The organism is Hyphomicrobium facile (assembly GCF_900116175.1).
GTDB classification, from domain to species: domain Bacteria; phylum Pseudomonadota; class Alphaproteobacteria; order Rhizobiales; family Hyphomicrobiaceae; genus Hyphomicrobium_B; species Hyphomicrobium_B facile.
In genome coordinates, this window is the sequence record NZ_FPCH01000002.1 from 1,162,705 (window position 1) to 1,179,432 (window position 16,728).

Annotated in this window: 13 protein-coding genes; 8 read left to right on the forward strand and 5 right to left on the reverse strand. The window is 58.6% G+C overall.

The genetic code is table 11. The features are described from left to right. Positions 1-6: 6 nt before the first annotated feature. Entirely contained in the window at positions 7-858 is an 852-nt protein-coding gene (locus BM399_RS12340) for an ABC transporter permease (protein WP_092867974.1), read from the reverse strand. Between the two features lie 507 nt (positions 859-1,365). On the opposite strand from BM399_RS12340, the gene BM399_RS12345 reads away from it, so the two are divergent. Further along, the gene (locus BM399_RS12345; RefSeq protein WP_092867975.1) at positions 1,366-2,442 is read left to right on the forward strand and encodes a hypothetical protein; all 1,077 of its coding nucleotides are present in this window, start codon (positions 1,366-1,368) and stop codon (positions 2,440-2,442) included. Here the strand turns inward: BM399_RS12345 and BM399_RS12350 are convergent. After that, complete coding sequence (locus BM399_RS12350) at positions 2,423-3,466, reverse strand: LLM class flavin-dependent oxidoreductase (protein ID WP_092867976.1); 1,044 nt, start codon at positions 3,464-3,466, stop codon at positions 2,423-2,425. The two genes, BM399_RS12345 and BM399_RS12350, sit on opposite strands and share 20 nt — an antisense overlap. Positions 3,467-3,481: 15 nt before the next feature. Further along, a complete protein-coding gene (locus BM399_RS12355) occupies positions 3,482-4,153 on the reverse strand; it encodes a TetR/AcrR family transcriptional regulator (protein ID WP_092867977.1) in 672 nt (223 codons plus the stop codon). 209 nt (positions 4,154-4,362) lie between these two features. Here BM399_RS12355 and BM399_RS12360 point away from each other — a divergent pair, with 209 nt between their 5' ends. The 5 genes from BM399_RS12360 to BM399_RS20955 all read left to right on the forward strand — a co-directional run bounded on the left by BM399_RS12360 (position 4,363) and on the right by BM399_RS20955 (position 9,014). Then, positions 4,363-6,396, forward strand: coding sequence for an FUSC family protein (locus tag BM399_RS12360; protein ID WP_092867978.1), 2,034 nt, complete (start codon positions 4,363-4,365; stop codon positions 6,394-6,396). Further along, positions 6,393-6,599 carry a DUF1656 domain-containing protein gene (locus tag BM399_RS12365; protein ID WP_092867979.1) on the forward strand — a complete coding sequence of 69 codons (207 nt, stop codon included), beginning with the start codon at positions 6,393-6,395 and terminating at the stop codon, positions 6,597-6,599. The genes BM399_RS12360 and BM399_RS12365 overlap by 4 nt, the downstream gene beginning before the upstream one ends. Beyond that, positions 6,599-7,465, forward strand: a complete 867-nt coding sequence (locus tag BM399_RS12370; RefSeq protein WP_092867980.1) for an efflux RND transporter periplasmic adaptor subunit — start codon at positions 6,599-6,601, stop codon at positions 7,463-7,465. Before BM399_RS12365 ends, BM399_RS12370 begins: the two co-directional genes overlap by 1 nt. Positions 7,466-7,639: 174 nt before the next feature. After that, positions 7,640-8,530 carry a dienelactone hydrolase family protein gene (locus BM399_RS12375; protein ID WP_092867981.1) on the forward strand — a complete coding sequence of 297 codons (891 nt, stop codon included), beginning with the start codon at positions 7,640-7,642 and terminating at the stop codon, positions 8,528-8,530. A gap of 232 nt (positions 8,531-8,762) precedes the next feature. After that, on the forward strand, positions 8,763-9,014 hold the full coding sequence (locus BM399_RS20955) for a hypothetical protein (RefSeq protein ID WP_143117820.1): 252 nt from the start codon (positions 8,763-8,765) through the stop codon (positions 9,012-9,014). Positions 9,015-9,167: 153 nt separating this feature from the next. Here the strand turns inward: BM399_RS20955 and BM399_RS12385 are convergent, their stop codons facing one another. Together BM399_RS12385 and BM399_RS12390 are read right to left on the reverse strand one after the other, a co-directional pair. Further along, positions 9,168-10,259, reverse strand: a complete 1,092-nt coding sequence (locus BM399_RS12385; protein ID WP_092867983.1) for a TonB family protein — start codon at positions 10,257-10,259, stop codon at positions 9,168-9,170. 95 nt (positions 10,260-10,354) lie between these two features. Further along, positions 10,355-12,643 carry a TonB-dependent receptor domain-containing protein gene (locus tag BM399_RS12390; protein WP_177228149.1) on the reverse strand — a complete coding sequence of 763 codons (2,289 nt, stop codon included), beginning with the start codon at positions 12,641-12,643 and terminating at the stop codon, positions 10,355-10,357. A 470-nt stretch (positions 12,644-13,113) separates the two neighbouring features. Between BM399_RS12390 and BM399_RS12395 the strand changes: the two genes are divergently transcribed. Next, entirely contained in the window at positions 13,114-14,580 is a 1,467-nt protein-coding gene (locus BM399_RS12395) for an HlyD family secretion protein (RefSeq protein ID WP_092867985.1), read from the forward strand. A 12-nt stretch (positions 14,581-14,592) separates the two neighbouring features. Next, positions 14,593-16,563, forward strand: a complete 1,971-nt coding sequence (locus BM399_RS12400) for a glycosyltransferase (protein ID WP_092867986.1) — start codon at positions 14,593-14,595, stop codon at positions 16,561-16,563. Positions 16,564-16,728 lie beyond the last annotated feature (165 nt).

A 16,728-nucleotide genomic window follows, 5' to 3' on the forward strand; every position in this document is an offset into this window, starting at 1 on the left:
GAAGCCTTACACGAGATCCGCGAACGCACGTTCGGCGCCACGAAAGTATCTGATGCCGTACCACATCATAAAAGCCGTAACGCCGAGGCCCGCCAAAAGCCCCGGGATGTAGAGCTGGCTCTCGCCGCCGAGAAGGCTCCAACGAAATCCATCGATAACGCCGACGACCGGGTTGAGGCTGTACCAGAACCGCATGTCCGCGGGGATGATCTCGCTCGAAAAGCCGACGGGCGAAACATAGAGGCCGAATTGAATCGCAAAGGGGATCGCATAGCGGACGTCGCGGTATTTGACGTTCAGCGCGGTGATGAAAAGGGCCGGCCCAAGGCTCGCCGCGACGGCAAATGCAATGAATGCGGGAAGAAACACGATCTGCCAGCCCGGCACGAATTCATACCATGCCATCAAGCCAAAGAGGATTGCGAGATTGATCATGAAATCGACGAGCGCGACGACGCCTGCGGACGCTGGCACGATCAGGCGCGGGAAATAGACCTTACTGATCAGGCTGGCGTTGCCGATGAGGCTGTTCGAAGCTTCGCTGAGAATGCTCGAAAACAGGAACCACGGAAGCATGCCGGCGAACACCAGGATGGGATACGGCACATCCCCGTCGCTCGGCAGTTTCGCGAGCTTGCCGAACACGACCGTGAAGATGATCATCGTCACCAGCGGACGGACGATTGCCCAGGCGACACCCATGACGGTCTGCTTGTAGCGCACCGCGACGTCGCGCCAAGCAAGGATGGCAAACAGCTCGCGGTAATGCCAAAGGTCGGACCAGTAATTCCGCTCACTCCGCGATGCTTCGAGGACAAGAACGCGCGTTTGCTCAGATTGTGAAATAGGACAATCCACTCGCTATCGGCTTGCTATGTCTGGTTGGCACAGATCGCGGGTTTTCGGCCTACCCGGCCGGCAGGCGATTCCGCAATGTTCATATTTGGCTAGGAAGGAAATCTTCCGAACAACGGGTGAAGCATGTTCACCCGCTTTCAGGTCAGCGGCGATTCAACCGCAGATACGAATAGTTCTTCATTCGCTGACAGCGCTTGTCGCAGATAACAACCTATGCGGTCAACCATATTTTCATGCCACCTGTGGACACTCAATCGGCCCGCCGGAGACCGGGTTCAACTTGTGATTTGCAAAAGTGGGCTTCGCTGAACAGCCGTGAGATGGCCGATATTGGCCATTAAAAATAAATTATACGCCGTACACTGAACGTCAGCAAGAATCCGTCAACCCTGCTGAGTAATACATCTGCAACGATTTATTCCCCGGTCTATTGCTTTCAGAAGCGCATCGTATTTTTCGCTAATTTACAGCCCAATCGAGCATTTCTTTAATCAGGAACCTCACCACGTGGCGGCCGACGGTCAGAAAGGCAATGGCAGCGACACCGTGCGGCGGCTTCGCAAGCTGCGCTTTGCGCGACCGGCGGAAGCAAACGAATTCCATCCGGAGCAGCGCGACCTTCCTGTGTTTCTCAGCGCCTCTACTGACGAGCCACAAGCTGATCCACGAGCTGATGTTGCTCCGGCGCCCGTCGCCGCCGGCTTTGCCGAGACCTTCGCAAAAATCTTCGACGGCTGGAGCACCGACGCTTGGAGAGATCATCTCAGCCGACGCTTCGCCGGTCTTTCGTTCGAGCGGTTGCGCCCCAAAGATGCGGAGCTTACCGCGCGGATTGCGCTCATCTTGCTATTGGTTCCGCTTGCCTTCGCTTTCGCGCCAAGCCGATTGCCTCGCGCGGCGAAAATCGAGGCACCCAATTTCATATTGGAAGATCGCCTGAGTTTTGCTGAGGGCTTGCGGCGACAATTGGCCTCGCAGACTGTCTCCTTTCACCCGGACCGCGAAGACTTCCCTGCGGTAACGGCTGAGGCAGCGACGACCGAAGAACCGTCCGCCGCTTACGAAGGTTCAGCGGAAACTCTTTCGCCGGAGGAGACCCAGACCGCGGCTGAGACTGCGACTGAAACAAACAGCGCCGCGTTGCCAGCGATTGTGATGGACGAAAGACGCTGGAGCCTCCCGTTCAACAGTCAGGATTACGCGATCGCCGATTTGCCGACCAGCCCGCAGGCATCATTCAAGACGGAGGTCGAATTTTCGAGCTTTGCGGGAGGGTTCGACACCGTTGCTGCTCAGAACGATGATACGGCCGTCGGTCCTCTCGTCCAGACCAAGCGTCCCGCCGAAAGGCGGAAAAGCAGGGTTCTTGCCTATTCCCAGCGTGCTCCCCGGATCAATCGGCCGGCGCCGGTCGTTGTCGAAACAGTGATCGTCCAGCAAGAGAAGCCTGCACTTCCTCCGCTGCTTTTTTTCCTGGGCAATCCGCCGCCGCCGGAGGAGCCTGTTGTTCAACCGGAGAAGCCGCCCAAAAGCGAACCGTGGTTGCCACAATCGCTTCAGGATATCATCGGGAACCAGTACTGAGGCCTTCGCGCGCGATGGGAGCAGCCTCGGTTCCGAGAAGCTCTATCGATTTCATCATCGCTTGGTGTTCCGTTGATGCGGAGCTCATCTGGAACGTGAAACGCGACACGCCGCCGAGATCGGCGCTCGCTTCGATCATCTTCCGCGCAACTGTTTCGGGATCGCCAATCAGGAATGCGCCGCCGGGACCGCACATGGCATCAAACTGAGCGCGCGTGACGGGCGGCCAACCTCGCTCGCGTCCGATTTGGGTGAACATGTGTGACCACCCGGGAAAGAATGTGTCTCTTGCTTCGGCCGAACTCTCGGCGACGAAGCCGAGAGCATGAACGCCCACTCTTTGGCGTTCCACTGGATGGCCGGCGCGGCGCCACGCCTCGCGATAGAGATCGACAAGCGGGCGGAAACGGCGAAATTCGCCGCCGATGATTGCAACCATCAAGGGCAACCCGAGGAGACCGGCACGAACGAAGGATTGCCTCGTGCCGCCGACACCCAGCCACACGGGGAGTTCGGATTGATATGGCCGCGGATAGATGCCCTGTCCGGTAAGTTCGGGGCGAAATTTCCCCGACCAATGAACTTGCGTGTTGGCGCGTATTTGCAGCAGCAGTTCAAGCTTCTCGACGAACAAAGCATCGTAATCGTCGAAGCGCAACCCGAACAAGGGATAGGCCTCGCCGAACGAACCCCGGCCGACGACGAGCTCGGCCCGGCCTTTTGAAATCAGATCGAGCGTTGCGAACTCTTGAAAAACCCGAACCGGGTCTGCCGCGCTTAGAACCGTGACGGCGCTCGTCAGCCGGATCGTTTTGGTTCGCGCTGCGGCGGCGCTGAGAATAACGGCTGGCGCTGAATCAAGAAACTCGGGGCGATGGTGCTCACCTATTCCGAATACATCGAGCCCACACCTGTCGGCGGTTTCGATTTCTTCAATGAGATTGGCGATCCGGCCGGCAGGCGACAGTGTCTCATCTGCGGCGCCCGGCATGATTGCCGCAAAACTGTCAATGCCAACTTCCAATCAGGTCGTCTCCTGTCATTTGCCTTTGCCGGAAAATATCATGTCGAGTTGTCTTTCAAACATCTCGCCGATATCGACCGGATTGGATTTATCCAAAAATTTGTTGATCACGATGCCCGCCCAAATCGGGGCCAGCAGAAAATGCGGATTCTTTATCAGGTGATCGTCGACGATCTCTCCTGATTTTTTCGCGGAAAGCGCGAGACGCTTGATCTTCTGCGCGAGTGGATCGATCACATCGCGGCGATAAATTTCGACGAGCGCGGGAAATCTCGCGCCCTCCGCAATCACGACGCTGGCGATGTCGGCCCGGCTCTTCTTTTCGATGTTGCGAATGGATGGGACTAGCGTCCGCCGCAAAAACGCTTCGACACTCTCGCCGGCCGCCTTCTTCGAATCATCCACGTCGATGTGAGCGTGCACGATCTCCTGCTGAACCACAGCGGAGAAAAGCGCCTCCTTGGCTTCGAAGTAGCGATAGATCAGGCCTTTCGCGACGCCCGCGCGTTTCGCAACGCTTTCTATCGTGGCGTCGGCAAAGCCTTTTTCGAGGAACTCAGCGAGCGCCGCGTCTGCAATCGTCTGTCGCGTTTGGGCCGTCTTCTCGGGGCTCGTGCCGCGGCGGCGAACGACCGGCGCGCGGCGGCGGCCTGCCGGACGCGTCTCCTGTTGTGCAGCCTTCTGCATGTGACCTCATGTTCTGACCGATTCTGGCCGAGCGAGCCTTGGCCGGCGAGCCCTTCGGTTTGCGATTACGACCCATGCATTGGTTGCATGCTGAGCGTCATTGCGCGCCTTGACAAAAGTGACTGCGCAGTCATTTATACGCGACAGACTAAGTATTCAAGATCTAACTTTGAGCCGCGAGGCATGCCTTTCGGTTTCTAGGAAATTCGATGGGCCTGCCCACGACACAACAATGGCTGTTCTCCATCAAGACGTTTGCGGCCGCCGTTCTGGCGCTGCTGATTAGTCTTTGGATTGCGCTCCCGAACCCGTACTGGGCTGTTGCGACGGTCTATATCGCGTCCAATCCGTTATCGGGCGCGACGCGATCGAAGGCCATTTTTCGCGTTCTCGGAACAGTGATTGGCGCGGCTGCGGCCGTCGTCATGGTTCCCAACCTCGCAAATGCACCGGTCTTGCTCGTGCTCGGCATGGCAATCTGGATAACGGTTTGTCTTTATATTTCGCTGCTCGATCGTACACCGAGAAGCTACGTGTTCATGCTCGCCGGCTATACCGCCGCGCTGATCGGGTTTCCGACAGTCGATGCTCCAGACACTATTTTTGACGTGGCGCTATCGCGTGCAGAGGAAATCATTCTCGGCATCGTCTGCGCGGCCGTGGTCTCGAGCGTCGTGTTTCCCCGGCCTGTCGTTACGGCCGTCGCTCAAAGACTGAAGTCATGGCTGATGAGCGCTGATGCCAGTACGCGCGACGCCCTCGAAGCGAAGTCCGGACCCGAAGCCGATGCGCATCGCCTGCGTCTCGCAGCCGATACGGGGGAAATCGAAAATCTCGCGAGCCATCTCAACTACGATGCGGGCGGACATCCGGAACTGCCGCGTCTCATCCAAGAAATTCGGCCGCGAATGCTGATGCTACTTCCAATTTTATCGTCCATTTCCGACGGGCTGCGCGAGCTTGCTTCGCTCGGCGGGGCGTCACGTGCGGTACATGCTCTTCTCGAGCGCACGGAGCATTGGCTGACACCGGAGCATTCGGCCAAGCCGCAGGATGTCGACGTTCTGCGCAAAGATATCGATGCGCGCATTGAGGGCCAGCCGGCTTCACGGACGTGGCGAGATCTTATCGAGCTCACGCTTCTGATGAGGCTGCGCGATCTCGTTGCGATCCGCGGCGATTGTCAGCACGTGGTGACAGCTATGGAAGGAAACACCGAGCCTCGTCCGGACGATTTCGCTTACCGGATTGCAGATCTTGCCAATCCGGTGCGCCATCGCGACCGCGGCCTAGCGCTCGCTTCCGCCATCGTCAGCTTCGCGACAATCATCGTGTGCTGCACCTTCTGGATTTTGCTTGCATGGCCGGAAGGCGGAGTGGCAGCCATGATGGCTGCAGTCGCCGGAGCGCTGTTTGCGGCTCAGGATAATCCGGTGCCGTCCATTGTGGCCTTCGCCAAGTGGGCCGTGATCGCCGCGATCTCAGCCGGTGTTTACGTGTTCGGCATTCTTCCGCACGTGCACAACTTTGAAACTCTTGTTCTGGCGCTGGCTCCGGCGCTTTTGATGACGGGCTTGTTCATATCAAAGCCCGAAACGTTGCTGATCGGTCTTTCGCTGGGCATCAACTTCATGGCGACGCTCGGTCTCCAAGTTACCTTTAACGTCGATGCCGCCGCATTCATTAATTTGAGCATCGCGACGACTTTCGGTGTCGGTCTTGCGGCTGTCATGACTTCACTGTTGCGCCCAGTCGGCGCCGAATGGAGCATCCGACGCCTCGCGAAGGCGAACAGGGCGACGCTCTCGGAGATCGCAAATTCGAATGACTCTTCCCATGATGGGCGTTTGACGGGACTGATGCTCGACCGGCTCGTACTGCTGGCGCCGCGCGCGAAGGCCGCCGGTCACATGCTCCCCGATGCGATCGGTCAATTGCGGCAAGGCTTCAATATCGTCGACCTTCGGCGCGCGCGTGCGGATGTCACAACGTATTCACGACGAAGAGTCGATGCCGTTCTCATCAGGTTGAAGCGGCACTATCGCGCCGGCCAAGACGCTCACCGGTCGGATCTTCTTCTGACCGCGATCAACAGCGCCATCGATGCCGTGCGCGACGAACAGGGCGTTTCGGCGCGCAAGGCTCTCCTTGGACTTGTCGGGTTGAGGCGCAGTCTCTTCCCCGGCGCGTCGCCGCCGCCAGATTTGCCGCATACACCGGAACTTTTGGAGGCTGCCGAATGAACGCAGAAATCAGCATCTTCGGTGTCCTCGTGCCATCCGTTCTCGTTTGCGCCATCGTTGCCTATTTGGGCATGTCCGTCGTTGCACGCTGCCTGCGCTACGCCGGCGTCTACCGCTTCGTCTGGCATAAATCGCTTTTCAATCTCTCCGTTTTTGTTTGCCTGCTCGGCCTGAGCGTCCTGCTTCTTACGAAGGTTTACTAATGACTTCTCTATTGGCCAAACTCGGCCGCTTGATCGCAACACTCATGGTTGTTGGGTTCGCCATATTCATTGGATGGCGGCTGTGGGTCCATTATGAACTCGAGCCCTGGACGCGCGATGGACGCGTCCGTGCCGATATCATTGAGATCGCCCCTGACGTCTCCGGCCTCGTCACCGAGGTTCTCGTGCGTGACAACCAAGTCGTGAAAAAGGGAGACATTCTCTTCCGCATTGACCGCGATCGGTTCGAGCTGGCGCTGCGACAGTCCCAAGCCAATGTCGAGGGGCAGAAGGCGACGCTCGACGCTGCCCAAAAGGACCTCGTGCGTTATCACAACATGACAAACATCGCGGTCACCCAGCAAAAGATCGAGCAGGTGACCGCAATCGAGGCCAAAGCCGAAGCTGACTTACATCGCGCTGAGGCTGACAGAGACATGGCGATGCTCAATCTCGAGCGATCCGAGGTACGCGCGTCGGTCAACGGTCCGATTACGAACTTCGATTTGAAGCCCGGCAACTACGTTACCGCCGGCAAGGGCGTCGCTGCGCTCATCGATCAGGATTCTCTGCACGTCGACGGCTATTTCGAAGAGACGAAATTGCCGCTCATCCACGTGGGGAACCGAGCGACGGTGCATATGATGGGTGAAGATCGGGACATCATCGGCCACGTCGAAAGCATCGCCGGCGGTATCGAAGATCGCGACAGAACCGATGGCACGAACCTGCTCGCCAACGTCAATCCAACATTCAGCTGGGTGCGCCTCGCGCAGCGTATTCCTGTGCGGATCGCACTGGACCATGTCCCGGAAGGGCTGCGGCTCGTGGCGGGCCGCACGTCGACAGTGGTTATCAATCCCTAACCAATCCGCTGAAGAGTTTGGCGCGACGACGCATTATCGTTGCGCAACTTTCGTCAGAGCAACTTTCCTCAGGACTGGCCGTCGTCATTCCGCCGCCTCGCCGTCCAATATATCGTGAAAAGCCGAAGGGCTGATAACGATGTAGACTGACCGTGTGTCGAAAGGGATGTTGATATGGCCGCTCACCCGCAAATCGCCTCGGATTTCATCGGACTCATTCGGCGCGCGTACCTTTCGAGGCGGCGCTTTATGACGGCGTCTGCGGCTGCCGCCGCGGGCTATACGCTTACGGCCGGCCCCGTGCGCGCGAACCCCATCGCGACCAGCTCTGCCGGGCTCGATACCGGAATTGCAAAAATCGACACGGCGGACGGCGTTATGCCGGCCTATTATGCGAAACCCGCGGGCGCGCATAATCCGCCCATTATTCTGGTCGCGATGGAGGTCTTCGGTCTTCACGAGTACATCAAGGACGTAACGCGACGGCTCGCCAAGCTCGGCGCATTTGCCGTCGCTCCGGACTATTACTTCAGGCTCGGAGACTTGACGAAGATCAGCGACACCAAAGATCTGATGCCGCTCGTCAATTCGAAGCCCGACGCACAGCTTATCGCCGACTTGGATGCAACCGTCCGCTGGGCCAAATCCCAAGGCGGGGACGCAGAGAAGCTCGGCATTTTAGGCTTTTGCCGTGGCGGCCGCACCGTGTGGGTCTATTCCGCCGCCAATCCGGACGTGAAGGCCGGGGTCGCGTTCTACGGTTCCCTCGTCGACCCTGCCGCGCAAAAAGGGCTGTGGCCCAAGAGTCCGATCGAGCTTGCTTCCGAGATGAAGGCGCCGGTCTTGGGCCTCTACGGGGGCGACGACCAGGGAATCCCCCCGGAGCAAGTGGATATGATGAAGGCAGCCTTAGCGGCCGCGGGCAAAACTGCCGAATTCAAAATCTATCCCGGCGCACCTCATGGTTTCCACGCTGATTACCGTCCCAGTTACCATGAGGCGGCCGCCAAGGATGCCTGGATACAGGCTGAAAATTGGTTCAAGCGATGGAAGGTTCTGCCCTGAACCGTTTCATCTGAAATGGTGGTGCACTGCCGGAACTTCGAAGTCAGGTCCCGGTTTTTCGAGATAGAGGCACTAACTGATGAGGTCAGACATGTGCGACTATTCTCTAGAGATGTTTCAGAGCAGGCCGGCGCGACGGGGCGAAGAGTACATCAGCAATAAGTTCCCGAGTGGTACCGTGGGTTTTGTGGCCCGCGGTGATCAGTCGGTCGCTATTTGCATGGCGTGCGACATGGAACTCCAACTTTCCGGCATTTCTTCGTTCATTCAAGAGCATGCAGACGTATCGGACCGGGAACTGACGACGTTCACGCAGGTGGACGGTCCATTCCACCGGGACGCCGTCCGCTTCAGTAATGGCCGAGTGATAACGCTTCAGGCCCTCGGACCAGGCGTCGTGGCGCGTGTCTGCGATACGCAGATCGAGCGTCCGCTGACATTGCCCACGAGCGAAAAAGCCGAGAAGGAGGAAGCCCTCGTCTAGAAATAGGCCCAGGCTTCAACAAAAATTACCGGGAGCACCCGAGCCATTCGGGTGCTCTCGTCGTTTCTGGTTTAGGTTCGGTGTACGGAGATGACCGTATTTGCTTAACGCGGCCGGCCCCGTTTCAGGGCCTTTTGGCCAGCAGTCCCGACGTCAGCGGAAAAAGAACGGAATGACGTACGCGAGTTGCGATGGCGAGAGGCCGGAAGGCGGTTCGCCGAATGGGGCTGCGCGGCGCACGGCAGCCAGCGCAACTTCATCGAGCTTGGCGCTGCCCGACGATTCCGAAAGTCTCACATATCTCAATTCACCGGACGCATCGATGCCGAACGACACGCGGACCGTCCCACGCAAACCGTTCCCCGAGGGTTTGTTGCGCTCTACTTGCGCGCGGACGCCAGCGGCGTAACTTAGAGCATTACCAGCGCTGGCGGAAACGCGCCCGTCGACTGCGGCATGAGCCGTGCTCGACCGTGACGCCGAGCTGCCCGCGACCTGCTGATGCGATTGAGCCTGCTCGATCTTGCGCTCTTTCTCGACCTTCTCTTCCTGCTTGGCCTTTGCGGCGGCGTCCTCTTTGGTCTCGATCTCTTCGGGTGCTTCTTCGACCGGGTTTGCAGAGACCTCTTCGGCCTTGATGGCGCTGGCCGCGTCCGGCTCGCCGCCGCCGCGCAGAACCGGCAACGGCTCTTCTGTCGGCGCGAGTGCCGACGGCGTCACGTCGGCGACCTTGATCGGCTTCGGCGGGGGCTGATCGGTGAGAGGCGTTTCCTTAACTTCTGTCAGTTCCTGAGGCGCGGATTCCGCCGCTTGCACGCTTCCGGCCTGAGAGTCCGCAGAAGCTGCAGACGCCATGTCGACCTCATGGGAAGAGATCGACTCGAGAACGATCGATTGGGTCGTGGAGAGACTGAACGTATCGGACTTGCTCGATAGCGTACCGAACTGTTGGCCTGCGTCGCCTGACATGACCGACGCGATCGCCGCCGCGTGAACGGCTGCGGAAACGATGATCGTGGCCATCAGGATCTTGCGCGGCTCGCGTTGCGCGGGCTTCGGCTCAACCGGCGCCTTTGCCAATGCTACCGGTGCACGATCCTGTGCCCTTCGGTCGTTGCCTGCGGCCTTGTCGAAAGCAAACGGAACGACGTTGCCTTGTATGGGCCAAGGCTCGAACGCGCGGGATTGGAAGTCCGACGAGCGCGTTTCGCGCGGCCGACGATCATGCCGTTCAAGGAACGTCAATTTCGCTCGTCTCCCTGTTGAACCTGCTTCGTTCGAAACACCGGCAGAGCGGAACCCCGCCGGTGGATAGTTTCTCGATGTCGTTCAACGGCAGATCAGAACTGCGCCTTTGCCGTCAGGAAGTAGGTTCGGCCCATTCCTGTGTCATTGCAGCCCGGAAGGTTCGAGCCGTAGCAGTTCGGGCCATCGAAGAATGGGGTGGTCAGCGCCTCCGTGTATTCTTTGTCGAAGACGTTGTTGATGTTGAACCCAACCTCTAAGTTCTCGGTGACTTTGTAGCTCGAGAAGAAATCTACGAGCGTGTACCCAGGCATGAATTGGGCGGCGTAATATCCGCCGACATTCTGAGCGCCGACGTCGCTTTCAGAGAAGTGCGAGATGCGACCGCCGAGCGTCAGCCTGCGGTCGAGCAGCCGTACGCCACCCGAAGCGACGACCGTGTGCTCGGGAAGGTAGCTATGAGCGCCGAGGCCATCCGTTTGCGCCGGCAGATCGGTATGTGTGTAGGTATAGCTGAGGCCCGCGAAGACATAGCCAGCATCGTATGTTCCCTGCAGTTCGACACCCTGAACCGTCGAGTTGCCGGGCGTATTGCAGAAATACATTTGGCCGCCAGTCGTGGCGCATGCTGCGATGTAGTCTTCGACATCCATGTGATAATAATCGGCCTTCAGGCGGAAGGCGTCGGTCGGCGTGAAAATTCCGTCCTGCTTGATGTTGGCGCCAATTTCGATGCCCCGCTGGCTTTCCGGACCAAGAAACGGATTTGGCACGAAGGAAATTCTTCCGGCGCCCGGATGGTTGCCGCCGATGAATAACTCCGCAGCGGTTGGCGACCGCATGGTTTCGGAATAGGTGATGTAAGGCTGCAGCCAATCGGTGACCTGCGCAGCAAGCGTCACCTTCGGGTCGAAGGCGCCTCCGTCTTTGTCCACTTTATACGGGCCAGGGTCGACGCCGGGCGGCAATGGGACCGCAGGTGCGGTGCCGCTGCCATTGATACCGTACATGTCGTACTTCAATCCGACGATCAGATCGAAGATGCCCTTCGAAAATGTCGTCTCGGAGAAGACGGCGCTTTTCGATTTGTAGCCCGACGGGTTGACGCCGCCAGCCGCTGCAGGCTGAAAGCGATTGTAGGCTTCCACGTTGTCGCCGAAGAATTCGTAGCCGTACTCCGACTTCACGCGAATGCCGCCAAGATAGAAGCGCGAGATATTCGAGATGTCCATACCAAGACCCGTATCTTCAATGACACGGCCCCAGGCTGATCCCTTCGGCGGCGTTCCGACGGTCGGCGTCGAATCCGTTCCGTATTTCATCGCGACGTCGTTGTAGTAGCCGTTGAGCCTGAAATCGATCAGGTCATTGCCGATCGGATTGTAGGCGTACTTGGCCGTGTAAGTTTGCTGGCGAACATTCTGGTTATACGAGTTGGAGAAGAAGTCGTTGTCGTAAATCACGCCGCCAAAACGCAACGTCTGGTCTTCGGTGGGCCGCAGGTTGACCTTGAACAGACCTGACGTGAGGTCCTGAGAGGTTTCCGGAATTTTTACTCCGGCGCCATTTTCGTAATTACCGGGATCACGATGGCTGATTGCAGCAGCGATGCCTATGCCGCGCGTCTGAACCGCGGCTGCGGCCGTTTCCGAGAAGCCGACGTTGTTGCTTCCCCAGGTCGTCGTTACAAAGCCGCCAACATTCTGGCCCGGCCGAAGGATGTCTTCGACGTCGAGCGTGCGGAGGTTTGCAACGCCTGCAAGCGCGCCGGTACCGCCAGCTGTCGTCACGGCGCCGCGCGCGACGTCTATGCCCGCGACAAGACCCGGATCGATATATGTGAAGCCCTGTGCTTCGTGGCCGGTGAACCCGAAATTCTGTTGCACGCCGTCAATCAACGTATTCACGCGGCCCGATCCTTCGAAGCCGCGAATGTTGACAGCAAGACCCGCGTTCTGAGGGTTCATTCGCGTGTAGGTGCCAGGCTGTGAGCGGAGCGCGTTATTGAGATCCGTTCCGCCGTATGTGCTCAGGTCGCTTGCCGTTACGACGCTGATTCCAGCCGGTGTGTTATAGGGAACGTCTGACGGCGCTACGCCTTCTCCCTGACTGGCGGTCGGCGGCGGAGCAACAGGCTCCGACTGAGCAGCCTGCGCGGTCTTCGGCTTTGGCTTGCTTTTCGGCGCGCTGGCTTTCTTCGCTTGAGCGCCCTGGACGTCGATGCCGGGCAGCTGCGTTTCCTGCGCGAATGCCGTGCCGGCTAGCGTCAGCGCTGCGGCCGATGCCGTTAGCGCGAGAGCGGCTTTACTGAATGATCCGCGCGGCCCGGAAGCCCCGGCACATATTGATCTCGAACTGAATACATCAAACCCACGCACAGCCATCACCATAGTCCCCCGTGTTTCCAAATTGTTACGGGCTGGCTGGCTCAGCGCTGTTTGCGCTCAGTGGCGGGCTTGCCTCCTCCCTTGCGGAGCCTCCCCCGGAGACGCACGCAATGAAGACCCGCCGTGAGGCCGGGATAAGCCACATTATTAAAGTGTACGCCGTTAGTCAACAAACGACAAAAAGGCGGTTTTCTATAGGAAATTTCCGCATTCGGCGTACGGCGAAGCCAGTCTTGGTGGCGCTCATGCAGATTCGGAAGCCGGAGGGGCGACGAAGATTGGCTAGTCCTCATGGCCTTCGGTCAGGAGAGATAGAAGCCGCGGGCGCCGGTGCTTCGACTCGTTGCAGGGCTCTGAACGTCTCTCTTTTGGCCACTTGTAAGAAGTAATTAAATCAAATCCTCAGCATAACTTTATCCATTGCATTTACCGTATCGGTCGCAACATCCAAATGGATCGCGTGGCCCATGTCGTTGAATCCCTCCCCTGGCAAAATCGTTACCTCCCGCTCTCCAAGGCTGCTCGCGTCAGCTTTGCCCGGGTCGCCGGACGTCGCTGAGCTTGAAGCGGCGCGGGAGAGCGAGTTCACGACGGACGTCCAAATCGCGTATCTCGAATCCGTCGCAAAAAACTGGCGGAACGGCAGCCCGAACGAAATTCCGGAACCTAGCGTCACACCGGTTGCCGAACCCGCCGAGGAGCCCGCGAAAGCCTCCAGAGCCGTTTCGTTGCCGGCCAATTTCCGGCCCGCGACAATCATCAAATCTCTCGTGGCGATAGCTCTCGCGTTGGGACTTGGCTGGCTGCCGGTTCAGCGCCTACTCGCAACGACAAGCGCCGAAGCGGTCGTCAATGCACGGGTGATAACGCTCAGGGCCCCGATCGAGGGTGAGGTCAGCATGGCGGACGCCGACACCGATGTCGGCAGCATGTTCCGTGTCAATCAAAGCATTCTCGTCGTCCGCAATCCGCGGGCCGACTCCTCGCATCTCGCGAACCTGATGAGAGATCGCAACCAACTCAGAACGACGATCGGCGCGCTCGAAGGAAAGAAGCAGCTTCTCCTTGCCAGCCTCGATGAACTCTCGGTGCAGCAGGAGCGCTTTCGCATCGGGCGCATCGAGCAGCTCGAGCAGCGGTTACGTCAGGCGGACACGGATATGGCGGCCGCAGAGGCGCAATATTCCGTTGCGTCGGATGCGCTGAAAAGAGCCGAGACTCTGCGCAAGACAGATGCCGTCAGTCAGGCATTTCTCGATAAGGCCGCAGGCGACGCCCGTGTCGCGGAACAGACGGTGAAGGGACACGCCGAGCGCCTCAAGGGCATGCTCGTCGAACTCGACGCCGCAAAGAAGGGAACGTACATCGGCGACAGCTATAACGATACGCCTCAGTCCGCGCAGCGGAAGATGGAAGTTTCGCTCGAGCTGTCCGACGTGCAGGCACGTCTTGTCGGCACAAGGGCCGAGCTCGAAAGCCTCGACGCTGAACTCGTGAAGGAACAAGGGCGTCACGACGGACTTGCGAAAGTCGAGATCCGCTCGACCGTAAACGGGCGCGTGTGGGAAATGCTGACTGCGCCGGGTGAGCACGTCAACGCCGGTCAGGATCTCGTGAAGCTTCTCGATTGCGGAAGCGCACTGGTGACGGCGAGCGTCAGCGAAACCGCCTATCAAAGACTGGCTGTTGGACAGACGGCGACATTCAAACCGCGAGACGGCGGAGAAGAACTGACGGGCACGGTCGTCAGTTTGAACGGCCTCGCGGCCGTCGCATCCAACAGCGCGATCCAGCAAAATGCGCTCACTCGCGAACCCTATCACGTCACTCTGCGCTTCCCGGATCTCTTGAAGCACGCTGACTGCCGCATCGGGCGATCGGGTCTCGTGCAATTCGACACCGCCAGCGCGGCGCCCTTTTCTAGCATGCATTGAGCGGGCGCCGGCATGACCTCCGCTTCAGGAATGAGCTATATCGATGCCTTGATGCCGGCATTGATCATCGGCTTGCTCGCGACGGCGATACTTCCGTGGGTCAACCGAAACAATACGGTGGTCAGAACTGTCGCCATCGTCGTCTGCGTCGGCCTCGGCTGGCGGTACATGACGTGGCGGATGTTCAGCACCATCCCTTCGGTGGACAATCCGGTCAACTTCATGGTCGGCTTCATCTTCACGGCCGTCGAAGCCATCACCATGGTCGGCGCCACGGCATCGCAAATCTTCCTGACACGCACGCGCAACCGCACCGCAGAAGCGAATCGGAACGTTCCGAAGTTGCTCTCCCTGCCGAAGTTGCCGAAAGTCGACGTTCTCATCTGCACCTATAACGAAGACGAGAACATTCTCGAGCGCACGATCATCGGCGCGCTGGCGATCAACTATCCGAACTTCAGGGTGTGGGTGTGCGACGACGGACGGCGCCCGTGGCTAAAGGCACTTTGCGAGCGGCATCATGTCGGCTATCTGACGCGCAGCGACAACGCGCACGCGAAGGCCGGCAACATCAACGCCGCATTGAAGAAGCTTGCCGCGCTCGATGAGAAGCCGGATTTCATCTCGATCCTCGACGCCGATTTCGTGCCGCTCCCCGAATTTCTGACGCGGGGGCTGTCTCTCGCGCTCAGCCCTGACGTGGGTGTCGTGCAGACGCCGCAGCACTTCTTCAATCCAGATCCCATCCAAAGCAATCTGGCATTGACCCGCGTGTGGCCGGACGAGCAACGTTTCTTCTTCGATATCGTCATGGCGTCGAAGGACGCCTGGGGCGGCGCATTCTGCTGCGGAACGTCATCGATCATCAGGTTCGACGCGCTGCAAAGCATCGGCGGTTTCCCGACCGATTCCGTAACCGAGGATTATCTCGTGTCGCTGCGCCTGCGCGAAAAAGGTTTCGGCACGGTCTATTTGAACGAGGTGCTTTCGCTCGGTCTCGCGCCAGAAGGGCTTGCGGAGTACACCGGTCAGCGCGCACGCTGGTGCCTCGGCTTCGTGCAGATCTGCCGTGGCCCAAGCGGTCCTTTGAAAATCGGGAATGGGCTTCCTTTTGTCGATCGCATCATGCTTTGCGAGACGTTCCTGCACTGGTCGGCAACCCATCTCTTTCGCGTGCTCGGCGTCATCGTACCGGCGCTTTACCTGCTGTTCGGAATCGAAGCGGTCCACGCCAACGTCATCGATGCGATCTGGTATCTCGCACCGTTTCTTGCTGCCCAAATCGGTATCTTCCTATGGCTGACCGACGGGCGCGTGATTCCGCTGATGTCAGATCTCTATCAAATGCTGTGCTCGACCGAAGTCCTGAAGGGCGTCGTTTCCGGGCTTCTGAGACCGAAGGGTCAGAAGTTCAAAGTGACAGCCAAGGGGGGCGATCGGAGCAAGCAATTCATTCAATGGCCGCTTCTTCGCATATTCGGTGTTTTGCTCGCCTTGACAGCGATCGGAATTGCCAACGCCTTTCTTATCGATCCAACTCGGCCGCTCGCTGAATCCAGCGCCATCGCGCTGTTCTGGAGCTGGTACAATATCATTGTCCTCACTTTGTGCTGCTACGTTTGCAGCGAGCAGCAGCAGCGACGCAAGGGCGAGCGGTTCGATGTTCGCGTGCCGGTGACGATAAGCGCCGGCGGGGCTTCGTACGAATTTTACGCTTCGGACGTTTCAGTCAGCGGCATCCATCTTCTCGGAGAACCGCCCTTACATATCGGAAGTCCGGTTCGCGCACGCTTCGCTGACGTTTCGATCGACGCCTACATCCGACGGAAGACCGAGCATGGATTCGGTCTCGAGTTTGAGAATTCCGGACAGTCGAAAGCGCATCTGCTCAGGTTCATTTTTTCCGGCAGAACCTCCACGTCGGTCGGCAAGATCAAACCTCATCTCGTGGCGACAGCATTAGCCGCACGCATATTTCGATGAGTGTCTCCGGCCTCAGCGCTTTGAATTAAAAAGCTCAAATGCGAGGCATGCTGCCCGTCAATGAAAATCAAATTGCTTAAACTCTCACCGTGTGTTTGCGGTGCACGCTCGCTAAGTATCTGATTTTATTCATACAGCATACTGCTGTGCAGCACGTTTTTTCGC

Coding starts and splice junctions, on each gene's coding strand:
- BM399_RS12355 (WP_092867977.1), bottom strand. CDS start 4,153: ATGCAGAAGGCTGCACAACAGGAGACGCGTCCGGCAGGCCGCCGCCGC.
- BM399_RS12360 (WP_092867978.1), top strand. CDS start 4,363: ATGGGCCTGCCCACGACACAACAATGGCTGTTCTCCATCAAGACGTTT.
- BM399_RS12365 (WP_092867979.1), top strand. CDS start 6,393: ATGAACGCAGAAATCAGCATCTTCGGTGTCCTCGTGCCATCCGTTCTC.
- BM399_RS12370 (WP_092867980.1), top strand. CDS start 6,599: ATGACTTCTCTATTGGCCAAACTCGGCCGCTTGATCGCAACACTCATG.
- BM399_RS12375 (WP_092867981.1), top strand. CDS start 7,640: ATGGCCGCTCACCCGCAAATCGCCTCGGATTTCATCGGACTCATTCGG.
- BM399_RS20955 (WP_143117820.1), top strand. CDS start 8,763: ATGGAACTCCAACTTTCCGGCATTTCTTCGTTCATTCAAGAGCATGCA.
- BM399_RS12390 (WP_177228149.1), bottom strand. CDS start 12,643: ATGGCTGTGCGTGGGTTTGATGTATTCAGTTCGAGATCAATATGTGCC.
- BM399_RS12395 (WP_092867985.1), top strand. CDS start 13,114: ATGTCGTTGAATCCCTCCCCTGGCAAAATCGTTACCTCCCGCTCTCCA.
- BM399_RS12400 (WP_092867986.1), top strand. CDS start 14,593: ATGACCTCCGCTTCAGGAATGAGCTATATCGATGCCTTGATGCCGGCA.